Here is a 14,556-nt window from a genome sequence, read left to right as displayed (position 1 = left end):
AGAGATGGAACATATTTTAAAGAATGATTGGGAGTCTTTACTTGCACCAGAATTTGAGAAACCATATTATCAAAAACTAAGACAGTTTCTAAAAGAAGAGTATAGTACCCATGTAATATATCCGAATACTAATGATATTTTTAATGCATTGCACTATACAAGTTATGCGGATACGAAGGTTGTCATTTTAGGACAAGATCCATATCATGGACCAAATCAGGCGCACGGGTTAAGCTTTTCTGTACAACCAGGTGTAAGAACACCGCCATCATTGCAAAATATGTACAAAGAATTGCATGCAGACCTTGGTTGCGATATTCCGAATAACGGTTATTTAGTGAAATGGGCAGAGCAAGGTGTGTTGTTACTTAACGCAGTGTTAACTGTCAGACAAGGAGAAGCGAACTCACATAAAGGAAAAGGATGGGAGCATTTCACAGATCGTGTTATTGAACTTTTAAATGAACGTGAAAAACCGGTGATTTTTATATTATGGGGACGACATGCACAAGCGAAGAAAAAACTGATTACAAACTCAAATCATCATATTATTGAATCTGTACATCCAAGTCCTTTATCAGCAAGAAGAGGTTTCTTTGGTAGTAAGCCGTTCTCAAAAGTAAATAACTTTTTATCTAGCATGGGCGAAAAGGGGATTGATTGGCAAATTCCGGATCTGTAAAAAGAAAAGTAGCTAACATCTCAAATGTTAGCTACTTTTTTTATTGTTGTTCGTTTTTTAATTTTGCATCTAGTACGAATGTACCAAATGGGATAACAGATGCAACCAAAGCACCTAGAGCCCATGAGATAGACTTACGATGTATAATTGTTACTTGAATCACTGCAAAGATGAATAATATAAATAGAACGCCGTGAGCCATACCTGTGATTTTCACGGCCGCTGCAAACCCCGCGAAATATTTTAACGGCATTGCTACGAATAATAGTAGTAGAAAGGAAATCCCCTCGACTAATCCAATTGCTCTTAATCTTCCGATTGGTGTAGATAACATGAAATCGCCTCCTTAAAAATGTGTGCTTGTATATAGTAAATTTATATTCTTTTTCAAAATAAAATCACCTATTTTGTTCCATTATATCTGAAAACAAAGTTTACACTACGGTAATGTTGCAAAGTTCGAAATATCTTCACAAAGCTACTTATATTTTAATAAAAACCCATTTGAAGTATTTGACTTCAAATGGGTTTTGTGAATGGATGTATATTAAACAAGAACTTCTGTTTTTAGTACAAATTTCTCTACAACTTTAGCAACGCCGTCATTCATGTTTGTGTCTGTTACGTAGTTTGCAATTTCTTTAATATCATCTGGAGCATTTCCCATCGCAACACCAAGGCCAGCGAACTCAATCATTGCTTGATCGTTGTAGCTATCACCCATTGCGATTACTTCTTCACGCTTAATACCAAGCTTTTGAATTAATTGATTTAGGCTTGTGCCTTTTGTTACACCAGCTTCTGTGAATTCTAAGAAGTATGGTTTTGATCGCATTACGCTTAGTTTTCCTTCTAATTGTTTTTGAAGTTTCTTCTCTACTTCTACAAGACGTTCAGCCTCTTTGTTCATTAATACCTTTACAACAGGTTCTTGTACAGCAGTGATAAAATTGTCTACTTCAATAATTGGCATACCTGTAAGGTTTCCTTCAATTTCTGTATATGGATTATTTTCTTCCGTTACAATATCATCACCCATGTACGTATGAATCCAAACATCTTCTTCTTTACTAATTTCATATAAGTTGTGAACGATTTCAGGAGATAGTGTACTGCTGAACAATTCTTCATCCGTTTCGCAATTAATAATTTTTGCGCCGTTAAATGATAGGATGAAGCTACCGTATTCTTCTAAACGAAGTTCCTTGGCAATATGGCGCATACCAAATGTCGGACGGCCAGAAGCAAGTACAACTTTTACCCCTTGTTCTTGAGCGGTCATTAGGGCCTGTTTTGTACGTTCTGAAATCGTATGGTCATCACGTAATAAAGTATCATCTAAATCTAAAACAATCATTTTATAAGACATATAGAAAATTCCTTTCTTTATTGAAGTATTACTAGAAATCAGTTCTAGTAACATGATGAGGAAAAATAGTAAGACATCGAACCTCTTTAAAGGTGGTGAAGTGGATTACCATATTGTTAATATATATTATCATGGGCATATTGCCCATGATAATTCTATTCTATCGTAACAACTCTGAAAGTAGAGTGCAATAATGGAAGTTTTCCAATTTACGATGGTTGTTCTTCCTTTGAACGGGAAAATAAAACTTCAAGTAAAATAGCCATGACAGAACCAAGTACAAGACCGTTGCTTAAGAAGGATGCTAGAAATGGCGGGAGACTCGAAAATGCTTGCGGTGGGACAAACATAACGCCAATGCCCGTAAAGAGTGAAAGCCCAGCGACGCGGAATAATCGCTCTTTATTTTGTACAGTATCATATTCCCGGAAGGCAAGACCAATCATACTTGCAAATACAGGATAAATGGCAGCATAACCAACAGCGACAGGAATAGCTGCAAAGAATGCAGTAATCTTTGGAAATATGCTAATTATGATAATAAAACTTGATCCTAAAATGAAAGGTAGCCGTTTATAAATATTCGTCGTTGCAATAAACCCAGCTGAACCTGAAATAGCGACCGGTCCAATTGCTGAGAAAAGACCACCTAGCAATTGATTTATTCCTGTTATGATACCGGCATGTTTAAATCGATTTTGAATTGCACCTTCTTCATATTTAGAGACAACCCTTTGTACAACACGAATGCTTGCTAACATGTTTGTTAAAAGTAAAAGTGTTACAAAGACAACGGTAATTGCCATATTCCATTCAATGCGGGGTGGTCCAAAAACGAATAGAGATGGCAGATGAATGATATCCGTCACGGGTGTAATTGGGTTGGATAAACCGAAACATGCAAATAAGGTCCAACCAAGGATAATGCTGAAAAGAACGGAGTATTGTCCAATAATAGGTAGCTTCATAATGAAAAAAGATAGTAAAATAACAATGAGTGAAAGAATAAATACGTTTGCTTGTACTTCAGTATGTTGTCCATCAAGACCGAACATTCCTTTTAAGAAGGAGCCACTCAGCTGAGCAACAAGAAGGAATAAATATGTCCCAATAACTGTTGGTGTAAAATAACGAACAAGCTTATCGATAAGTCCAAAAACACTAAGGATAATACAGATAATACCACTTAACAAAAATGCATATTGCAAGACGCGGAGTGTTTCATTATTTGATCCAAATAATACGACACCTAAACTCGCGTAAAGTGAGAAAATTCCCCACCAAAGACCAGCGGGTCCTTCCTGAATAGGTAGTCTATGACCAAATATGGATTGTAGGAGGCCAGCAAATCCAAGAACAAATAACGTTCGCTGTACAAAAGCAATAGCCTCAGCACCTTCAAGTCCATAACTGGCAGCGACACTAATTGGTACAATAAGGCTCCCAGCTAAGATAAATAAGGCCCACTGCAGGGCAGAAAAAAATGTTTTCATTTTATCAACCTCTTTCACAGATTCCGTTTCTAGTATATACGTATTTTGTTTCCTATGGCAAAGGTTGTAGATAGAGAAAAGAGTTGAAGAAGAATATGAATGCAAGAAGACAACTATGGATTGCAGTTATATGTATGTGTTTTGTTGTAATCCTTGGGACAATTGGATTTATGATAATAGAAGAGATTAGTTTATTCCAAGCTTTTTGGATGACAATGATTACAGTACTGACGGTTGGATATGGAGATGCAGTTCCATTGACACAGGCAGGGAAGATCTTTGCGCTTCTTATTATTCCTGTTGGGGTAGGGATTGTTACATATGCAATTGGGGTAGTAGCAGCAATGATTATTGAGGGGAATTTATTTCATGCAGTGCGGAGGAAGAAAATGGACAAACAAATAGCGGAGTTACAAGATCATGTTATCGTATGTGGTTGTGGTAGAGTAGGACTTCAAGTTGTACGCGAATTACAGGGAAAGAAGATCCCATTTGTTGTTGTTGATAAAGAGGAATCTGTACTAGAGAAAGAAAAGCTTTTATATGTGCATGGTGATGCGACTGAAGAACAGGTGTTACATCAGGCAGGGATTACGAGAGCGGCTGGTTTAGTGGCAATTGTTGCGAATGATGCTGAAAATGTATTCATTACATTAACAGCGAGAGGGCTAAATAGTACGATTAAAATTGTGGCTAGAGCTGAAAAACCAGAAACGGAAGGGAAATTACGGCGTGCTGGTGCTAGTAAAGTGATTAATCCATCTAGTATGGCTGGAATTCATATTGCAAAAGGAATCGCAAATCCATTAACGGTTCATTACATTGATACGGTGCTTTATGGAACTGAACAGGCTTTTGCAATAGAAGAAGTTGAAATTGGTGAGAGGTCTCTTTTAATTGGAAAAACGTTGATAGAAAGCAATGTAAGAAAGCAATTTGATGTTACAATTTTAGCGATTTTACGGGGTGGAAATATTATTCATAATCCAACAGGGCAGGAAAAACTACAAGAACATGATATGATAATAGTATTTGGTCCAGTAGAGAAGCTGGGACAATTTGAGAAAGAACTACAAAGTACGAGGTGACAAGGAATGCAAGTATCTAGCGATAAGATTTTAAATAAAATGGCAAATGAAATTGCGAAAGCAAAAAGTAGTGAAGGACAGAAATCGAAAGAACATCTTTTAGTTGTTCGTGCTTTATGTGATTTATTATTAGATGAACAGGTTGAAACTTCTGCATATGTGGAGCCAAAACTACAATCACAAGTTATAACATCGCATCAGATGACGATGGCTCAACAGCAGGTTGCACCTATTTCTTCGGGAGAACCTGTATATATGAAAGAAGCTGATGCAAACGGTAATTCTTTATTTGATTTTTAAAGGCTAAATTGTTGGCTTATATGTGAAAATTTCTTATCATAAAGATAAAAAGGGGAATTCCAATGAAAATTTTCTTCTTATTAGGTTGTATTGCAGCTGGACTATCTGTAGCATTAGGCGCTCTCGGGGCACATTTTTTAGAAAATAAGATTTCCGCAAAAATGTTAGAGGTTTGGAAAACAGGTGTTACATATCAAATGTTTCATGCTGGGGGCTTATTCGTTGTTGCATTATTAATGGATAAGATCCAATCTTCCCTATTAAGTACAGCAGGTTGGTTTATGGTGGCTGGAATTATTATGTTCTCAGGAAGCTTGTATGCATTAAGTACGACAGGCATTAAGTTTTTTGGTCCGATTACCCCTCTCGGTGGGATAGCCTTTATTATTGGTTGGATTTTAGTAGGAACTGCAGTTTTAAAGGGTTTATAAAACACAACAAAAGCTGGCATTTGCCAGCTTTTGTTTTTATCTTGGAGCATAAGTTGCAGGTTGGCTAGGTAAATACGTAATTTCTCCAGGGAATTCTACATAATCTAAGTAAATCATAAGGAGTAAGTATCGTTTTCCAGATTTCGGGTCACTGATGACAATGTGATCACGTCCAGCTGCTTCAATAATCCCTGTATAAGATTGCGTGCCAAGTGAACTACCGCGCTCATATGTCATAACAATAGTTGCAGGTTTTCCTTTGTTTAAGCGGAGGATGTTTTCAATATACGATTGCTCTAGTGGGAGCATACCTTGGGATGCTGCAAGTTGTGCTTGTGTGGCCTGTTGTTGCATTGCCTGTTGTTGCGCCGCTTGCTGTTGCGGCGTCATTTGTTGTTGAGGTTGCATATATCCCCCTGAAGGTTGATAGAAACCTGTTCCATAGTATGGATTTTGTTGCTGTGCCATTCAAAAATCCCTCCTTATTTTCATTCCTCAATATACCCCTGGACAGTCCTCACCGGATGGTTGAAAGAAGCAATGTCTTTTAAATCGTCCAGAATTTTGTTGATTGTACCAAGTTGGTGGACAAGCACCTTCGGGCCTAAAGAACCATAAAGCAAAATTTGCAGGCCAAAAACGTTGTCCTTGAATTGTACGCCTTGCAAGGGCAATGTCCTGTTCACGTGCGCGTTGATAAAAATAACCTTTCTGAGTTGCTTCAAAACCACCAGGACTTTGAAAAACCATTTGTTGTAAATTACGTATGTTTTTAAAGTCTAAACAATTCCCTCGAACGCGGTTTACACCAACGTTTCCAACCATCAACATGCCTTGTTGACCTTCTCCTTCGGCTTCGGCACGCATGAGTCTAGCTAATAATTTTACATGTTCTTCTGTATAGTTGATAACGCCCATTATGTTTCACCCCTCTTTTTGAAATGCACTTGAGAAAGAGGTTTATTTCTAGATGAAGTGTGGAACAATTACTAGTTCATACGTATGAGGAAAAGGGCTCAGATATGACAACCAAACAAAGTTTTAGGGGGAGTAATTTTTAGTGTTAGAGGGAGAAATGCAATAAAAAAAGCTAGCAATGCTAGCTTTTTATTATCAAAATAATTTTGACCACATATTTGAGAAGAAGTCACCGATTGATCGCATTGTTAAAACGAACCAATTTGCTTTTTCTACTTCCTCTGTTGTTTTTGCAGTGATTTTCATTTTCTTGTTTCCGTCTAAAAATCCATGTTGATCAGTTGATTCTAAAATGAGTGAACCTACTTTTTCACCTTTTTTGATTGGTGCAACTAATTTTCCATCTTCGGCAAGTGACTTATCTGCCTCAGTAGAAATTTGATAAGGTGGTTTACTTCCTTTTTTTGTGATTACCGTTATCTCTTTTTCAGGTGTCACAGTTACATTATCTTCTTTTCCTTTTATAACAGAAATTGTATTGTTTTTATCTATTTTTAATTTCTGTTTTTCAAAGTTATTAAAACCATAATCAATTAACGCACGAGATTCTGTAAAACGTTCATCCATTGATTTTGTTTTAATAATAACGGAGATAAGACGTAAGTCACTGCGTTTTGCAGTAATTGTAAACCCATACCCGGCTGTATCTGAACTTCCTGTCTTTAAACCATCTGTTCCTTCGTAAGCAAAAGCGGCACCTGGTAGCATCCAGTTCCAGTTTTCCATGCGAATTGGTTTTGGATGGTTATCCGGGAAGTTTCTAAATCTTTGTTTTGTATCTTCTAACATTTCTGGATACTTTGTAATAATTGTTTTTGATAGAATACCCATGTCACGAGCTGATAAGGAATTCTCTCCATTCGGATCTGTTCCTTCGGGACGTTTTCCTTTTAAATCAGCATTATTTAATCCAGTAGCATTTACAAATTTATATTTCTTTAACCCTAGTTTTTTTGCATGTTCATTTGCAAGATTTAAGAAGTTTTTTTCACTTCCTGCAAGCAGTTCAGCTAGCGCAATGCTAGATCCATTTGCAGAGAAGATAACAATAGAATGATACAATTCTTTAACTGTATATTGTCGGCCTTTTTCGAAAGGAACGTTGGAGAAATCATTATTACGGGAAATTTCATAAGCGTAATCAGAGATGTTTACTTTTGTATCCCAAGTGATTTTTCCTTCTTTAATAGCTTCTAAAACGGAGTAAATAACCATAAGTTTTGACATGCTAGCAACAGCTAGTAATTCATCGGGGTTTTGTTCGTGCAGTATTTTGCCTGTATCTGCATCAAAAAGAATAGCAGCGGCAGCTTCTATGTGTATTTTCTCTTCTGCATGGGAGGTTGTTACTCCTAAGGAAGAAAACGACAATAGAAACACTAGTAAAATAGATGAAATTTTCCTCATATACATTATCACCTTCGCATCGTTATTGGCATATAGCCCGTATTATTTTATCATAATTTTTAATATAACAATGTTATGATTTAATGGGAAATTTGAAGGATTTTTGTCTGATATTGTGCAAATTTAGTGAAAATAGGGGTTTTTGAAGAGTTTTTGTTGGAGAATAAGAAAAAGGAACGGAATTCGTTCCTTTTTCTTATTATACGTATAAAAATTTTGCTACTTTTTCACTTGGTAAGATGTTACCAACGAAGAATGTTCCGAATTCACCATAGCGAGCACTCACTTCATCAAAGCGCATTTCATATACAAGCTTTTTGAATTGAAGAATGTCATCAGCAAATAGTGTTACACCCCACTCGTAATCATCGAAGCCAACAGAACCAGTAATGACTTGGCGCACTTTTCCTGCATATTGACGACCAATTTTCCCGTGGCTGTACATTAGTTTTTTACGTTCTTCCATCGGAAGCATGTACCAGTTATCATCACCTTGACGACGCTTGTCCATTGGATAGAAGCAAATATGATTTGCTTTTGGTAATTCAGGGTATAAGCGTGCTAGGATTTGCGGGTTTTGGTATGGATCTTCATCAGCTGGAAGGTAATTACTTAGTTCAACAACAGATACGTAAGAGTATGCAGGAATCATATATTCAGCTAATGTTGTTTTATTTAATTCTGTTTCAATTTCATTTAACTCTTCCATTGTTGGACGTAAAATCATAAACATAATATCAGCTTTTTGACCAACAACTGTATACATTGCATGGCTGCCTTGCTTTGCAGACGCAACTTTGTTCCATTTCTCAATGACGTTTAAAAATTCAAACATTGCTTGTCCACGTTCATCACTAGATAATGTTTTCCATGCTGCCCAGTCGATAGAGCGTAAATCATGTAAACAATACCAACCATCTAACGTTTTTGCTGCTTCACTCATTTCTTTCACCTCAGTTAATGATATTTTACACGTTAACTATAGCATATATAGTTTTAAAGTCACCCATGTAAAGCTTTGATGCATAAAATTGTCACAATTAATAATGCTAGCTAGCGGAGTATATAAATCCATTTTGTTTTCACTTGGCATAGGGCAAAAAGTCCTGATTACTGCTATGCATAGACGGATGCTCTGTTCCATCTAAAAAGGAAGGTTTTCCATCAAAATAGAAATTTGACGAGGCTGAATTTTACGAAAATATAATCATTTTTATTTTCCCTATTTTTTAGGCGCTATAAGTTTAAAATATAGATGAAAAGAAGTATTCTTAAAGATAGAGTTTTTTAACATTTGTAGGAGGGTTTATTCGTGAGCAATTTATTTACAACAGTAAAAGAAAAAGTTCAAGGAAAAGGCATTTCGATCGTACTTCCTGAAGGAACTGATGAAAGAATTTTAGGCGCTGCAGAGCGTTTAGCAAAAGAAGAATTAGTAAAACCAATCTTAGTTGGTAATAAAGAAGAAATTAGCGCAAAAGCTGCTAGTATGAACTTAACATTAGCAGGCGTTGATATTTACGACCCAGCTACATACGAAGAAATGGATGCAATGGTGGCATCTTTCGTGGAACGCCGTAAAGGTAAAGCAACAGAAGAAGCTGCTCGTGAAATCTTAAAAGACGAAAACTACTTTGGTACAATGCTTGTATACATGGGCAAAGCACACGGTTTAGTAAGTGGTGCAGCTCACTCTACAGCTGACACAGTTCGTCCAGCACTTCAAATTATTAAAACAAAACCAGGCGTTACAAAAACTTCAGGCGTATTCATCATGGTACGTGAAGATGAGAAGTATGTATTCGCTGATTGCGCAATCAACATTGCACCAAACAGCCAAGATTTAGCTGAAATTGGTATTGAAAGTGCGAAAACTGCTGAGTTATTTGGCATCGATCCACGTGTTGCAATGTTAAGCTTCTCTACAAAAGGTTCTGCGAAATCTCCAGAAACAGAAAAAGTTGTAGAAGCAACTCGTATTGCAAAAGAAATGGCTCCTGAATTAACATTAGACGGTGAGTTCCAATTTGACGCTGCGTTCGTACCATCTGTAGCTGAGAAAAAAGCACCGGGTTCTGTTATTAAAGGTGATGCTAACGTATTCGTATTCCCAAGCTTAGAAGCTGGTAATATCGGTTACAAAATTGCACAACGCTTAGGTAACTTCGAAGCAGTGGGACCAATCTTACAAGGCTTAAACATGCCGGTAAACGATTTATCTCGCGGATGTAACGAAGAAGAAGTGTACAAGCTAGCTCTAATTACAGCAGCTCAAGCACTATGATTGAAAAGCCCCGCTATCATAGCGGGGCTTTTCTTACTTTTCAAGACCAAGTGCTTTATTGTTACGATCAATGATACGTTGTAAATTCATTTCGTATAAAGGAATTTCATCTACTGCTAATTGCGATGGTGTTAATTTGGGTGCGAAATGTTGCAATGTTTTGAATAAACGCATCATTAAATCTTGAACTGTAATTGTTTCGCCAAGTAGTTCAGATAAAGAAGCCATTGTACTCGGTACAATTTCAGGATACGTGAATCTTGTTTCTTCTCCTTGAATTGCTAAGTTGTAAAAATCCCGAACAAGTGCCGCACGTTCAGAACCGCTTCCTGTAGCGCATAAGTAAATTTGTACAGCTACACCTCCACGAATGCGGCGCTGTGAAATACCTGCGAATTTTTGATCATGAATGCTTAAATCATAGCTGCCGGGACAATAAGAGCCAACAATTTCTTTTGCCTCGATATCAACATCGTAATCTTTTAACATTTCTTTAATTAAATGCCACATTGTATCGTATCCAAGGTCGATATCAATTCCTTTTTCCGTTTCTTGAAATAGAAGCGATACATTTAAAACCCCTTCATCAAGTACGACTGCAAGACCACCTGAATTACGAACAATGACATTGAAATCCTTCTGTTTTAAAAAAGAGATCCCTTCCTGTAAATGAGGAAGCCGAGAATCTTGAATACCAAGAACAATTGTATTGTGATGAACCCAAGAGCGCATTGTCGAAGCAGATGTACCATTTCCAATTGCTGTGCACAATGTATCGTCCATAGCGAATGATTGAAGTGCATGGAAGGTAGGTCCTAAACTAGACTGATCCACAATACGCCACTCTGGTTGAGATAAAATCGAACGGGAATTGCCCATATAACTAACCCCTTATTTATAAAATGACAATCTTTATTATAACAAAATAAAAAGGATGCGGTTAGCGCATCCTTTTTATTCTGCAATTTTTTCTAAATTGCCGTTTCGATCCATGCGAAACGAGGTTGGTGTGGGCTCTTCATCGTCCATTAATGCTAATTTACGAGCACGGTTCATAATGTTCATAAGCGTTTCGTAATCTTCTTGTACTGTATTAGATTGTTGCTCTAGTTTTTCTAGTTTCTTTTCTAATTCTTCGTTGCGAAGTATTTGTGCTTTTATTTCTTGTTTTAATCTCGTATTCTCGTTTTCAAGCGCTGTTACTTTCATGTTTGAAGACCCAACTGTTTGTAAAAAGTAAATGACATCTTGCATTGTAATAGAAGTTTTAGAAACAGTTTGCTCTGGATATGGAGTAGCCGTTTGTATAGCAGGTTCCTCATCATGGGTAGGAATGGCTGCTGAAGCTGGTGGTGTATAAAGAAGGCGTTTTTTGGCCTGTTCACCACTAGCAGCACGCATTTTATCTTTTCGATGTCTTTTTGCTAGTTGCAGAGCTTGTTCATAGCTATAACGCACAACTGCATTCCAACGAAAACCACAAGCAGCTGAGGTGCGATTTAGCTGATCTCCAACTTCTTCAAAGGCATTTAATTGTGTGCTTCCTTCTCGAACATGACGCAGTACGGTTTCAGCAAGTAATAAATCATCTTCGTCTGTCCAAGCATCTTGTCTTACTTTCATAGATTCAACTCCCTTTCTTTTTATAAACTTCCTATTTTTATAATGGACAAAAGAAAATGCTTTTATACAAAGCTTTTAAAAATATGGTAGATTTCGATGGAAGTAAGAAATGGGTGTACGAATGAAGGGCGTTCATAAAGGGAAAAATGAAGGAGGAAGTAAGGCTTTCTATTGTGGGAAATCATAGGAGAAAACTTGCATCAAGCCCCAAAGAACGGTAAAATACCATTTAGTGTTTATTGTTAAATGTACTTGTGAAAAGTTTAAAATAGAGGAAGTGTTATATCAAATGGGAAACGAATTTCGTGTGTGTGATGATTGTCAGGCGACGAACATTAAGACCTTGATACCAAAGCTCAAAAAAGTAGATTCATGTGCCAATATTGAGGTTGGATGTCAATCTTATTGTGGACCAGGTCGTAAAAAATCATTCGCTTTTGTGAATAATCGTCCAGTTGCAGCACCAAATGAAGATGAATTGATTAAGAAAATTGAGGCGAAATTAAATAAGTAAGAAGAAGAGTGAATATTTTACTCTTCTTTTTTTATTGTTAAAATTAAAAATTATTTTGGGATAACGAAATGAAATAAACATGTATGAATGAATAAATTTCATAGTATGGTATTGGTTTGATATTAATTACATTAGTTTTATATTGCAAAATAATGGTTGACAGCTTTTTATAACGGTAGGTAGAATAGAAAGTGTGATTATGAGAATCATTATCAGAATAGGTAGGTAACCCGATTTTCTTTTTTTGTTGTTTCTTGAGAATGAATTTCATTTTCTTAAATATATGTTGTTGGTTAGGGTGGTTGAGGGATGGAAGCAAGCGCGAGGAATTTTGAGCAACAAGAAGCAAATGTGAAAGAGATTAAGAGCAGACCGCTTATTGCTTCTATTATTTTAATAGCAGGAACAATTTTGTTAGCTTTAAGCATGGCAACCTCAATTTCATTTGGTGCAGCGGATATTAGTTTGAAAACTGTATGGCAAGCTGTCTTTCAGTTTGATGGTTCTTTGACGCATCATAATGTAATCTGGGAGTTGCGCATGCCTAGAGCAATTGGTGGTGTTGTTGCTGGTGCCTTTTTAGCTGTATCAGGTGCAATTATGCAAGGAATGACACGAAATCCACTCGCATCGCCATCATTAATGGGGATTACTGATGGAGCAGTATTTGGAATTGCAATTATGTATGCATTTTTTCCTAATTCACCGTATTTAATGTTTGTTATCGCTTCTTTTGTTGGAGCGGCATTTGGTGCAAGCATTGTATACGGAATTGGCGCTTCTTCACCAGGTGGACTAACACCTGTTAAGTTAGCGTTAGCCGGAGCGGCGATTAGTGCATTACTTGGGGCTATTTCATCTGGAATTGCGTTGTATTTCAATCTTGCTCAAGAAGTAAGCATGTGGAATGCAGGCGGCGTTGCTGGTGTGAAATGGCAGAGTATCGGTATGCTACTGCCAATTGGACTTGTTTGTCTCATTATCGCGATTATGATGTCGAGATATATTACAATTTTAAGTTTCGGTGAAGAAATTGCGATTGGGCTTGGACAAAATACAACATTAATTAAATTTATCGGAACTGTGCTTGTTCTTGTGTTAACGGGTTCAGCAGTATCTATGGCAGGGTCTGTTGGATTTGTTGGGCTTGTAATCCCTCATATGACACGTTTTCTTGTCGGTTCAGATTATAGATGGGTTATTCCATGTTCTGCTGTATTAGGCGGATTGTTAATTGAATGTGCGGATATGTTATCTCGTATTATTAATCCGCCGTTTGAAACACCAATTGGGGCGATTACAGCACTAATTGGGGTGCCATTCTTCCTCTACTTAGCGCGTAATGAAGGGAGAGGAAAAATGTGAAGACAACCGTCTTAACAAAAAAGAACATTTCAATTTTAACAATTTTATCTTGTTTAATTATTTCAGTATTTCTTATTAGTTTAAATACAGGAACGTTTAAAATTCCGCCAATAGATGTATTAAAATCATTGGTTGGACTTGGTGCGGAAGATCAGTCAGTCATTTTATTCGAGTTTCGTATGCCGCGTATGGTTATTGCTATATTAGTTGGTTCAGCATTAGCTATGTCAGGTGCAATTATGCAAGGATTATCACGAAATCCACTTGCTGATCCTGGAATTATCGGTATTAATGCCGGAGCGGGATTGACAGTTGTCGTTTTCGTATATTTCTTTTTTGGAAAAGTAGGGACCGGTACTCTGTTGTCTGTATTCATTCTGCCATTTTTCGCATTAGTGGGTGCAATAGTAGCGGCAGTCATTATTTATGTATTAGCATGGAAGGACGGCGTTTCATCAACCCGTTTAATACTTGTTGGTATCGCAGTAGCAGCTGGTTTTAGTGCAGTTAGCTTAATTTTTTCAATGAAAATGACGTCGAATGATTTCCGTTTTGCAACGATTTGGTTAGCGGGAAGCTTATGGGGAACAGACTGGAAATTCGTATTAAGCGTACTTCCATGGATGCTTATCTTTTTACCAATTGCGATTCGTAAAGCACACGTATTAAATGTAATGAACCTAGGAGATGTAGCGGCGGTTGGGCTTGGTGTAGATGTCGAGAAAGAAAGACGTAAATTATTATTTATCGCTGTTTGTTTAGCCGGGGCATCCGTTGCTGTTGCGGGTGGAATTGGTTTTATCGGTTTAATGGCACCGCATTTAGCAAGGCGCCTCGTTGGTGGAAAGCACCAAATTATGTTGCCGACAGCGGCATTAATTGGAACATTCCTGTTGTTATTTGCAGATCTCATTTCACGAAGCGTATTAACAACATCAGAAATACCAGTCGGTCTTGTTATTTCTGTAATTGGTGCACCATATTTCATTTATTTACTTATGAGAACAAAATAAAGGGAGGCT

The 14,556-nt window shown here is 37.1% G+C and carries 17 protein-coding genes; 8 read left to right on the top strand and 9 right to left on the bottom strand.

Translation table 11 applies throughout. From position 1 onward, the window contains the following. Positions 1-4 precede the first annotated feature (4 nt). Positions 5-682 carry a uracil-DNA glycosylase gene (locus tag M014_RS0112790; protein ID WP_026592090.1) on the top strand — a complete coding sequence of 226 codons (678 nt, stop codon included), beginning with the start codon at positions 5-7 and terminating at the stop codon, positions 680-682. 40 nt (positions 683-722) lie between these two features. Here the strand turns inward: M014_RS0112790 and M014_RS0112785 are convergent, their stop codons facing one another. The 3 genes from M014_RS0112785 to M014_RS0112775 form a co-directional block, all read right to left on the bottom strand. Then, positions 723-1,016: a DUF3817 domain-containing protein gene (locus M014_RS0112785; RefSeq protein ID WP_026592089.1), complete on the bottom strand. Its 294-nt coding sequence runs from the start codon at positions 1,014-1,016 to the stop codon at positions 723-725. A 213-nt stretch (positions 1,017-1,229) separates the two neighbouring features. After that, positions 1,230-2,051 carry a Cof-type HAD-IIB family hydrolase gene (locus tag M014_RS0112780; RefSeq protein WP_026592088.1) on the bottom strand — a complete coding sequence of 274 codons (822 nt, stop codon included), beginning with the start codon at positions 2,049-2,051 and terminating at the stop codon, positions 1,230-1,232. Positions 2,052-2,260: 209 nt separating this feature from the next. Continuing rightward, a complete protein-coding gene (locus M014_RS0112775; protein WP_026592087.1) occupies positions 2,261-3,544 on the bottom strand; it encodes a purine/pyrimidine permease in 1,284 nt (427 codons plus the stop codon). A gap of 95 nt (positions 3,545-3,639) precedes the next feature. Here M014_RS0112775 and M014_RS0112770 point away from each other — a divergent pair, with 95 nt between their 5' ends. From M014_RS0112770 to M014_RS0112760, 3 genes are all read left to right on the top strand, one after another. Then, positions 3,640-4,632 (top strand): potassium channel family protein, encoded by a 993-nt coding sequence (locus M014_RS0112770; RefSeq protein ID WP_026592086.1) that lies wholly within the window; start codon positions 3,640-3,642, stop codon positions 4,630-4,632. 6 nt (positions 4,633-4,638) lie between these two features. Continuing rightward, positions 4,639-4,932, top strand: coding sequence for a YwdI family protein (locus M014_RS0112765; protein ID WP_026592085.1), 294 nt, complete (start codon positions 4,639-4,641; stop codon positions 4,930-4,932). A gap of 62 nt (positions 4,933-4,994) precedes the next feature. Continuing rightward, on the top strand, positions 4,995-5,363 hold the full coding sequence (locus M014_RS0112760) for a DUF423 domain-containing protein (protein WP_026592084.1): 369 nt from the start codon (positions 4,995-4,997) through the stop codon (positions 5,361-5,363). A gap of 36 nt (positions 5,364-5,399) precedes the next feature. Here the strand turns inward: M014_RS0112760 and gerQ are convergent, their stop codons facing one another. The 4 genes from gerQ to hemQ all read right to left on the bottom strand — a co-directional run bounded on the left by gerQ (position 5,400) and on the right by hemQ (position 8,691). Next, positions 5,400-5,831: a spore coat protein GerQ gene (gerQ, locus tag M014_RS0112755; protein ID WP_026592083.1), complete on the bottom strand. Its 432-nt coding sequence runs from the start codon at positions 5,829-5,831 to the stop codon at positions 5,400-5,402. Between the two features lie 27 nt (positions 5,832-5,858). Next, on the bottom strand, positions 5,859-6,281 hold the full coding sequence (locus tag M014_RS0112750; RefSeq protein WP_026592082.1) for a cell wall hydrolase: 423 nt from the start codon (positions 6,279-6,281) through the stop codon (positions 5,859-5,861). A gap of 195 nt (positions 6,282-6,476) precedes the next feature. Next, entirely contained in the window at positions 6,477-7,754 is a 1,278-nt protein-coding gene (locus tag M014_RS0112745; RefSeq protein ID WP_026592081.1) for a serine hydrolase, read from the bottom strand. A gap of 193 nt (positions 7,755-7,947) precedes the next feature. Beyond that, positions 7,948-8,691: a hydrogen peroxide-dependent heme synthase gene (hemQ, locus tag M014_RS0112740; protein ID WP_026592080.1), complete on the bottom strand. Its 744-nt coding sequence runs from the start codon at positions 8,689-8,691 to the stop codon at positions 7,948-7,950. Between the two features lie 369 nt (positions 8,692-9,060). On the opposite strand from hemQ, the gene pta reads away from it, so the two are divergent. Continuing rightward, the gene (gene pta / locus M014_RS0112735; protein ID WP_026592079.1) at positions 9,061-10,032 is read left to right on the top strand and encodes a phosphate acetyltransferase; all 972 of its coding nucleotides are present in this window, start codon (positions 9,061-9,063) and stop codon (positions 10,030-10,032) included. A 33-nt stretch (positions 10,033-10,065) separates the two neighbouring features. Here the strand turns inward: pta and M014_RS0112730 are convergent, their stop codons facing one another. After that, complete coding sequence (locus M014_RS0112730) at positions 10,066-10,911, bottom strand: lipoate--protein ligase family protein (protein WP_026592078.1); 846 nt, start codon at positions 10,909-10,911, stop codon at positions 10,066-10,068. Positions 10,912-10,986: 75 nt separating this feature from the next. Then, a complete protein-coding gene (locus M014_RS0112725) occupies positions 10,987-11,655 on the bottom strand; it encodes an RsfA family transcriptional regulator (RefSeq protein ID WP_026592077.1) in 669 nt (222 codons plus the stop codon). Between the two features lie 289 nt (positions 11,656-11,944). Between M014_RS0112725 and M014_RS0112720 the strand changes: the two genes are divergently transcribed. From M014_RS0112720 to M014_RS0112710, 3 genes are all read left to right on the top strand, one after another. Continuing rightward, a complete protein-coding gene (locus M014_RS0112720; RefSeq protein ID WP_017153617.1) occupies positions 11,945-12,169 on the top strand; it encodes a DUF1450 domain-containing protein in 225 nt (74 codons plus the stop codon). A gap of 309 nt (positions 12,170-12,478) precedes the next feature. Beyond that, positions 12,479-13,534 carry a FecCD family ABC transporter permease gene (locus M014_RS0112715; protein WP_026592076.1) on the top strand — a complete coding sequence of 352 codons (1,056 nt, stop codon included), beginning with the start codon at positions 12,479-12,481 and terminating at the stop codon, positions 13,532-13,534. Then, on the top strand, positions 13,531-14,547 hold the full coding sequence (locus M014_RS0112710; RefSeq protein ID WP_026592075.1) for a FecCD family ABC transporter permease: 1,017 nt from the start codon (positions 13,531-13,533) through the stop codon (positions 14,545-14,547). The genes M014_RS0112715 and M014_RS0112710 overlap by 4 nt, the downstream gene beginning before the upstream one ends. The last annotated feature ends 9 nt before the right edge of the window (positions 14,548-14,556 follow it).

This window comes from Bacillus sp. UNC437CL72CviS29 (assembly GCF_000482345.1).
GTDB classification, from domain to species: Bacteria; Bacillota; Bacilli; order Bacillales; family Bacillaceae_G; genus Bacillus_A; species Bacillus_A arachidis.
Note: the sequence above shows the minus strand (reverse complement) of the source record. Positions and strands in the feature narration are given on the sequence as shown.

Excerpts from the sequence above, each read along its gene's own strand:
- M014_RS0112790 (WP_026592090.1), top strand. The coding sequence starts at position 5 with ATGGAACATATTTTAAAGAATGATTGGGAGTCTTTACTTGCACCAGAA.
- M014_RS0112785 (WP_026592089.1), bottom strand. The coding sequence starts at position 1,016 with ATGTTATCTACACCAATCGGAAGATTAAGAGCAATTGGATTAGTCGAG.
- M014_RS0112780 (WP_026592088.1), bottom strand. The coding sequence starts at position 2,051 with ATGTCTTATAAAATGATTGTTTTAGATTTAGATGATACTTTATTACGT.
- M014_RS0112775 (WP_026592087.1), bottom strand. The coding sequence starts at position 3,544 with ATGAAAACATTTTTTTCTGCCCTGCAGTGGGCCTTATTTATCTTAGCT.
- M014_RS0112770 (WP_026592086.1), top strand. The coding sequence starts at position 3,640 with ATGAATGCAAGAAGACAACTATGGATTGCAGTTATATGTATGTGTTTT.
- M014_RS0112765 (WP_026592085.1), top strand. The coding sequence starts at position 4,639 with ATGCAAGTATCTAGCGATAAGATTTTAAATAAAATGGCAAATGAAATT.
- M014_RS0112760 (WP_026592084.1), top strand. The coding sequence starts at position 4,995 with ATGAAAATTTTCTTCTTATTAGGTTGTATTGCAGCTGGACTATCTGTA.
- gerQ (WP_026592083.1), bottom strand. The coding sequence starts at position 5,831 with ATGGCACAGCAACAAAATCCATACTATGGAACAGGTTTCTATCAACCT.
- M014_RS0112750 (WP_026592082.1), bottom strand. The coding sequence starts at position 6,281 with ATGGGCGTTATCAACTATACAGAAGAACATGTAAAATTATTAGCTAGA.
- M014_RS0112745 (WP_026592081.1), bottom strand. The coding sequence starts at position 7,754 with ATGTATATGAGGAAAATTTCATCTATTTTACTAGTGTTTCTATTGTCG.
- hemQ (WP_026592080.1), bottom strand. The coding sequence starts at position 8,691 with ATGAGTGAAGCAGCAAAAACGTTAGATGGTTGGTATTGTTTACATGAT.
- M014_RS0112730 (WP_026592078.1), bottom strand. The coding sequence starts at position 10,911 with ATGGGCAATTCCCGTTCGATTTTATCTCAACCAGAGTGGCGTATTGTG.
- M014_RS0112725 (WP_026592077.1), bottom strand. The coding sequence starts at position 11,655 with ATGAAAGTAAGACAAGATGCTTGGACAGACGAAGATGATTTATTACTT.
- M014_RS0112720 (WP_017153617.1), top strand. The coding sequence starts at position 11,945 with ATGGGAAACGAATTTCGTGTGTGTGATGATTGTCAGGCGACGAACATT.
- M014_RS0112715 (WP_026592076.1), top strand. The coding sequence starts at position 12,479 with ATGGAAGCAAGCGCGAGGAATTTTGAGCAACAAGAAGCAAATGTGAAA.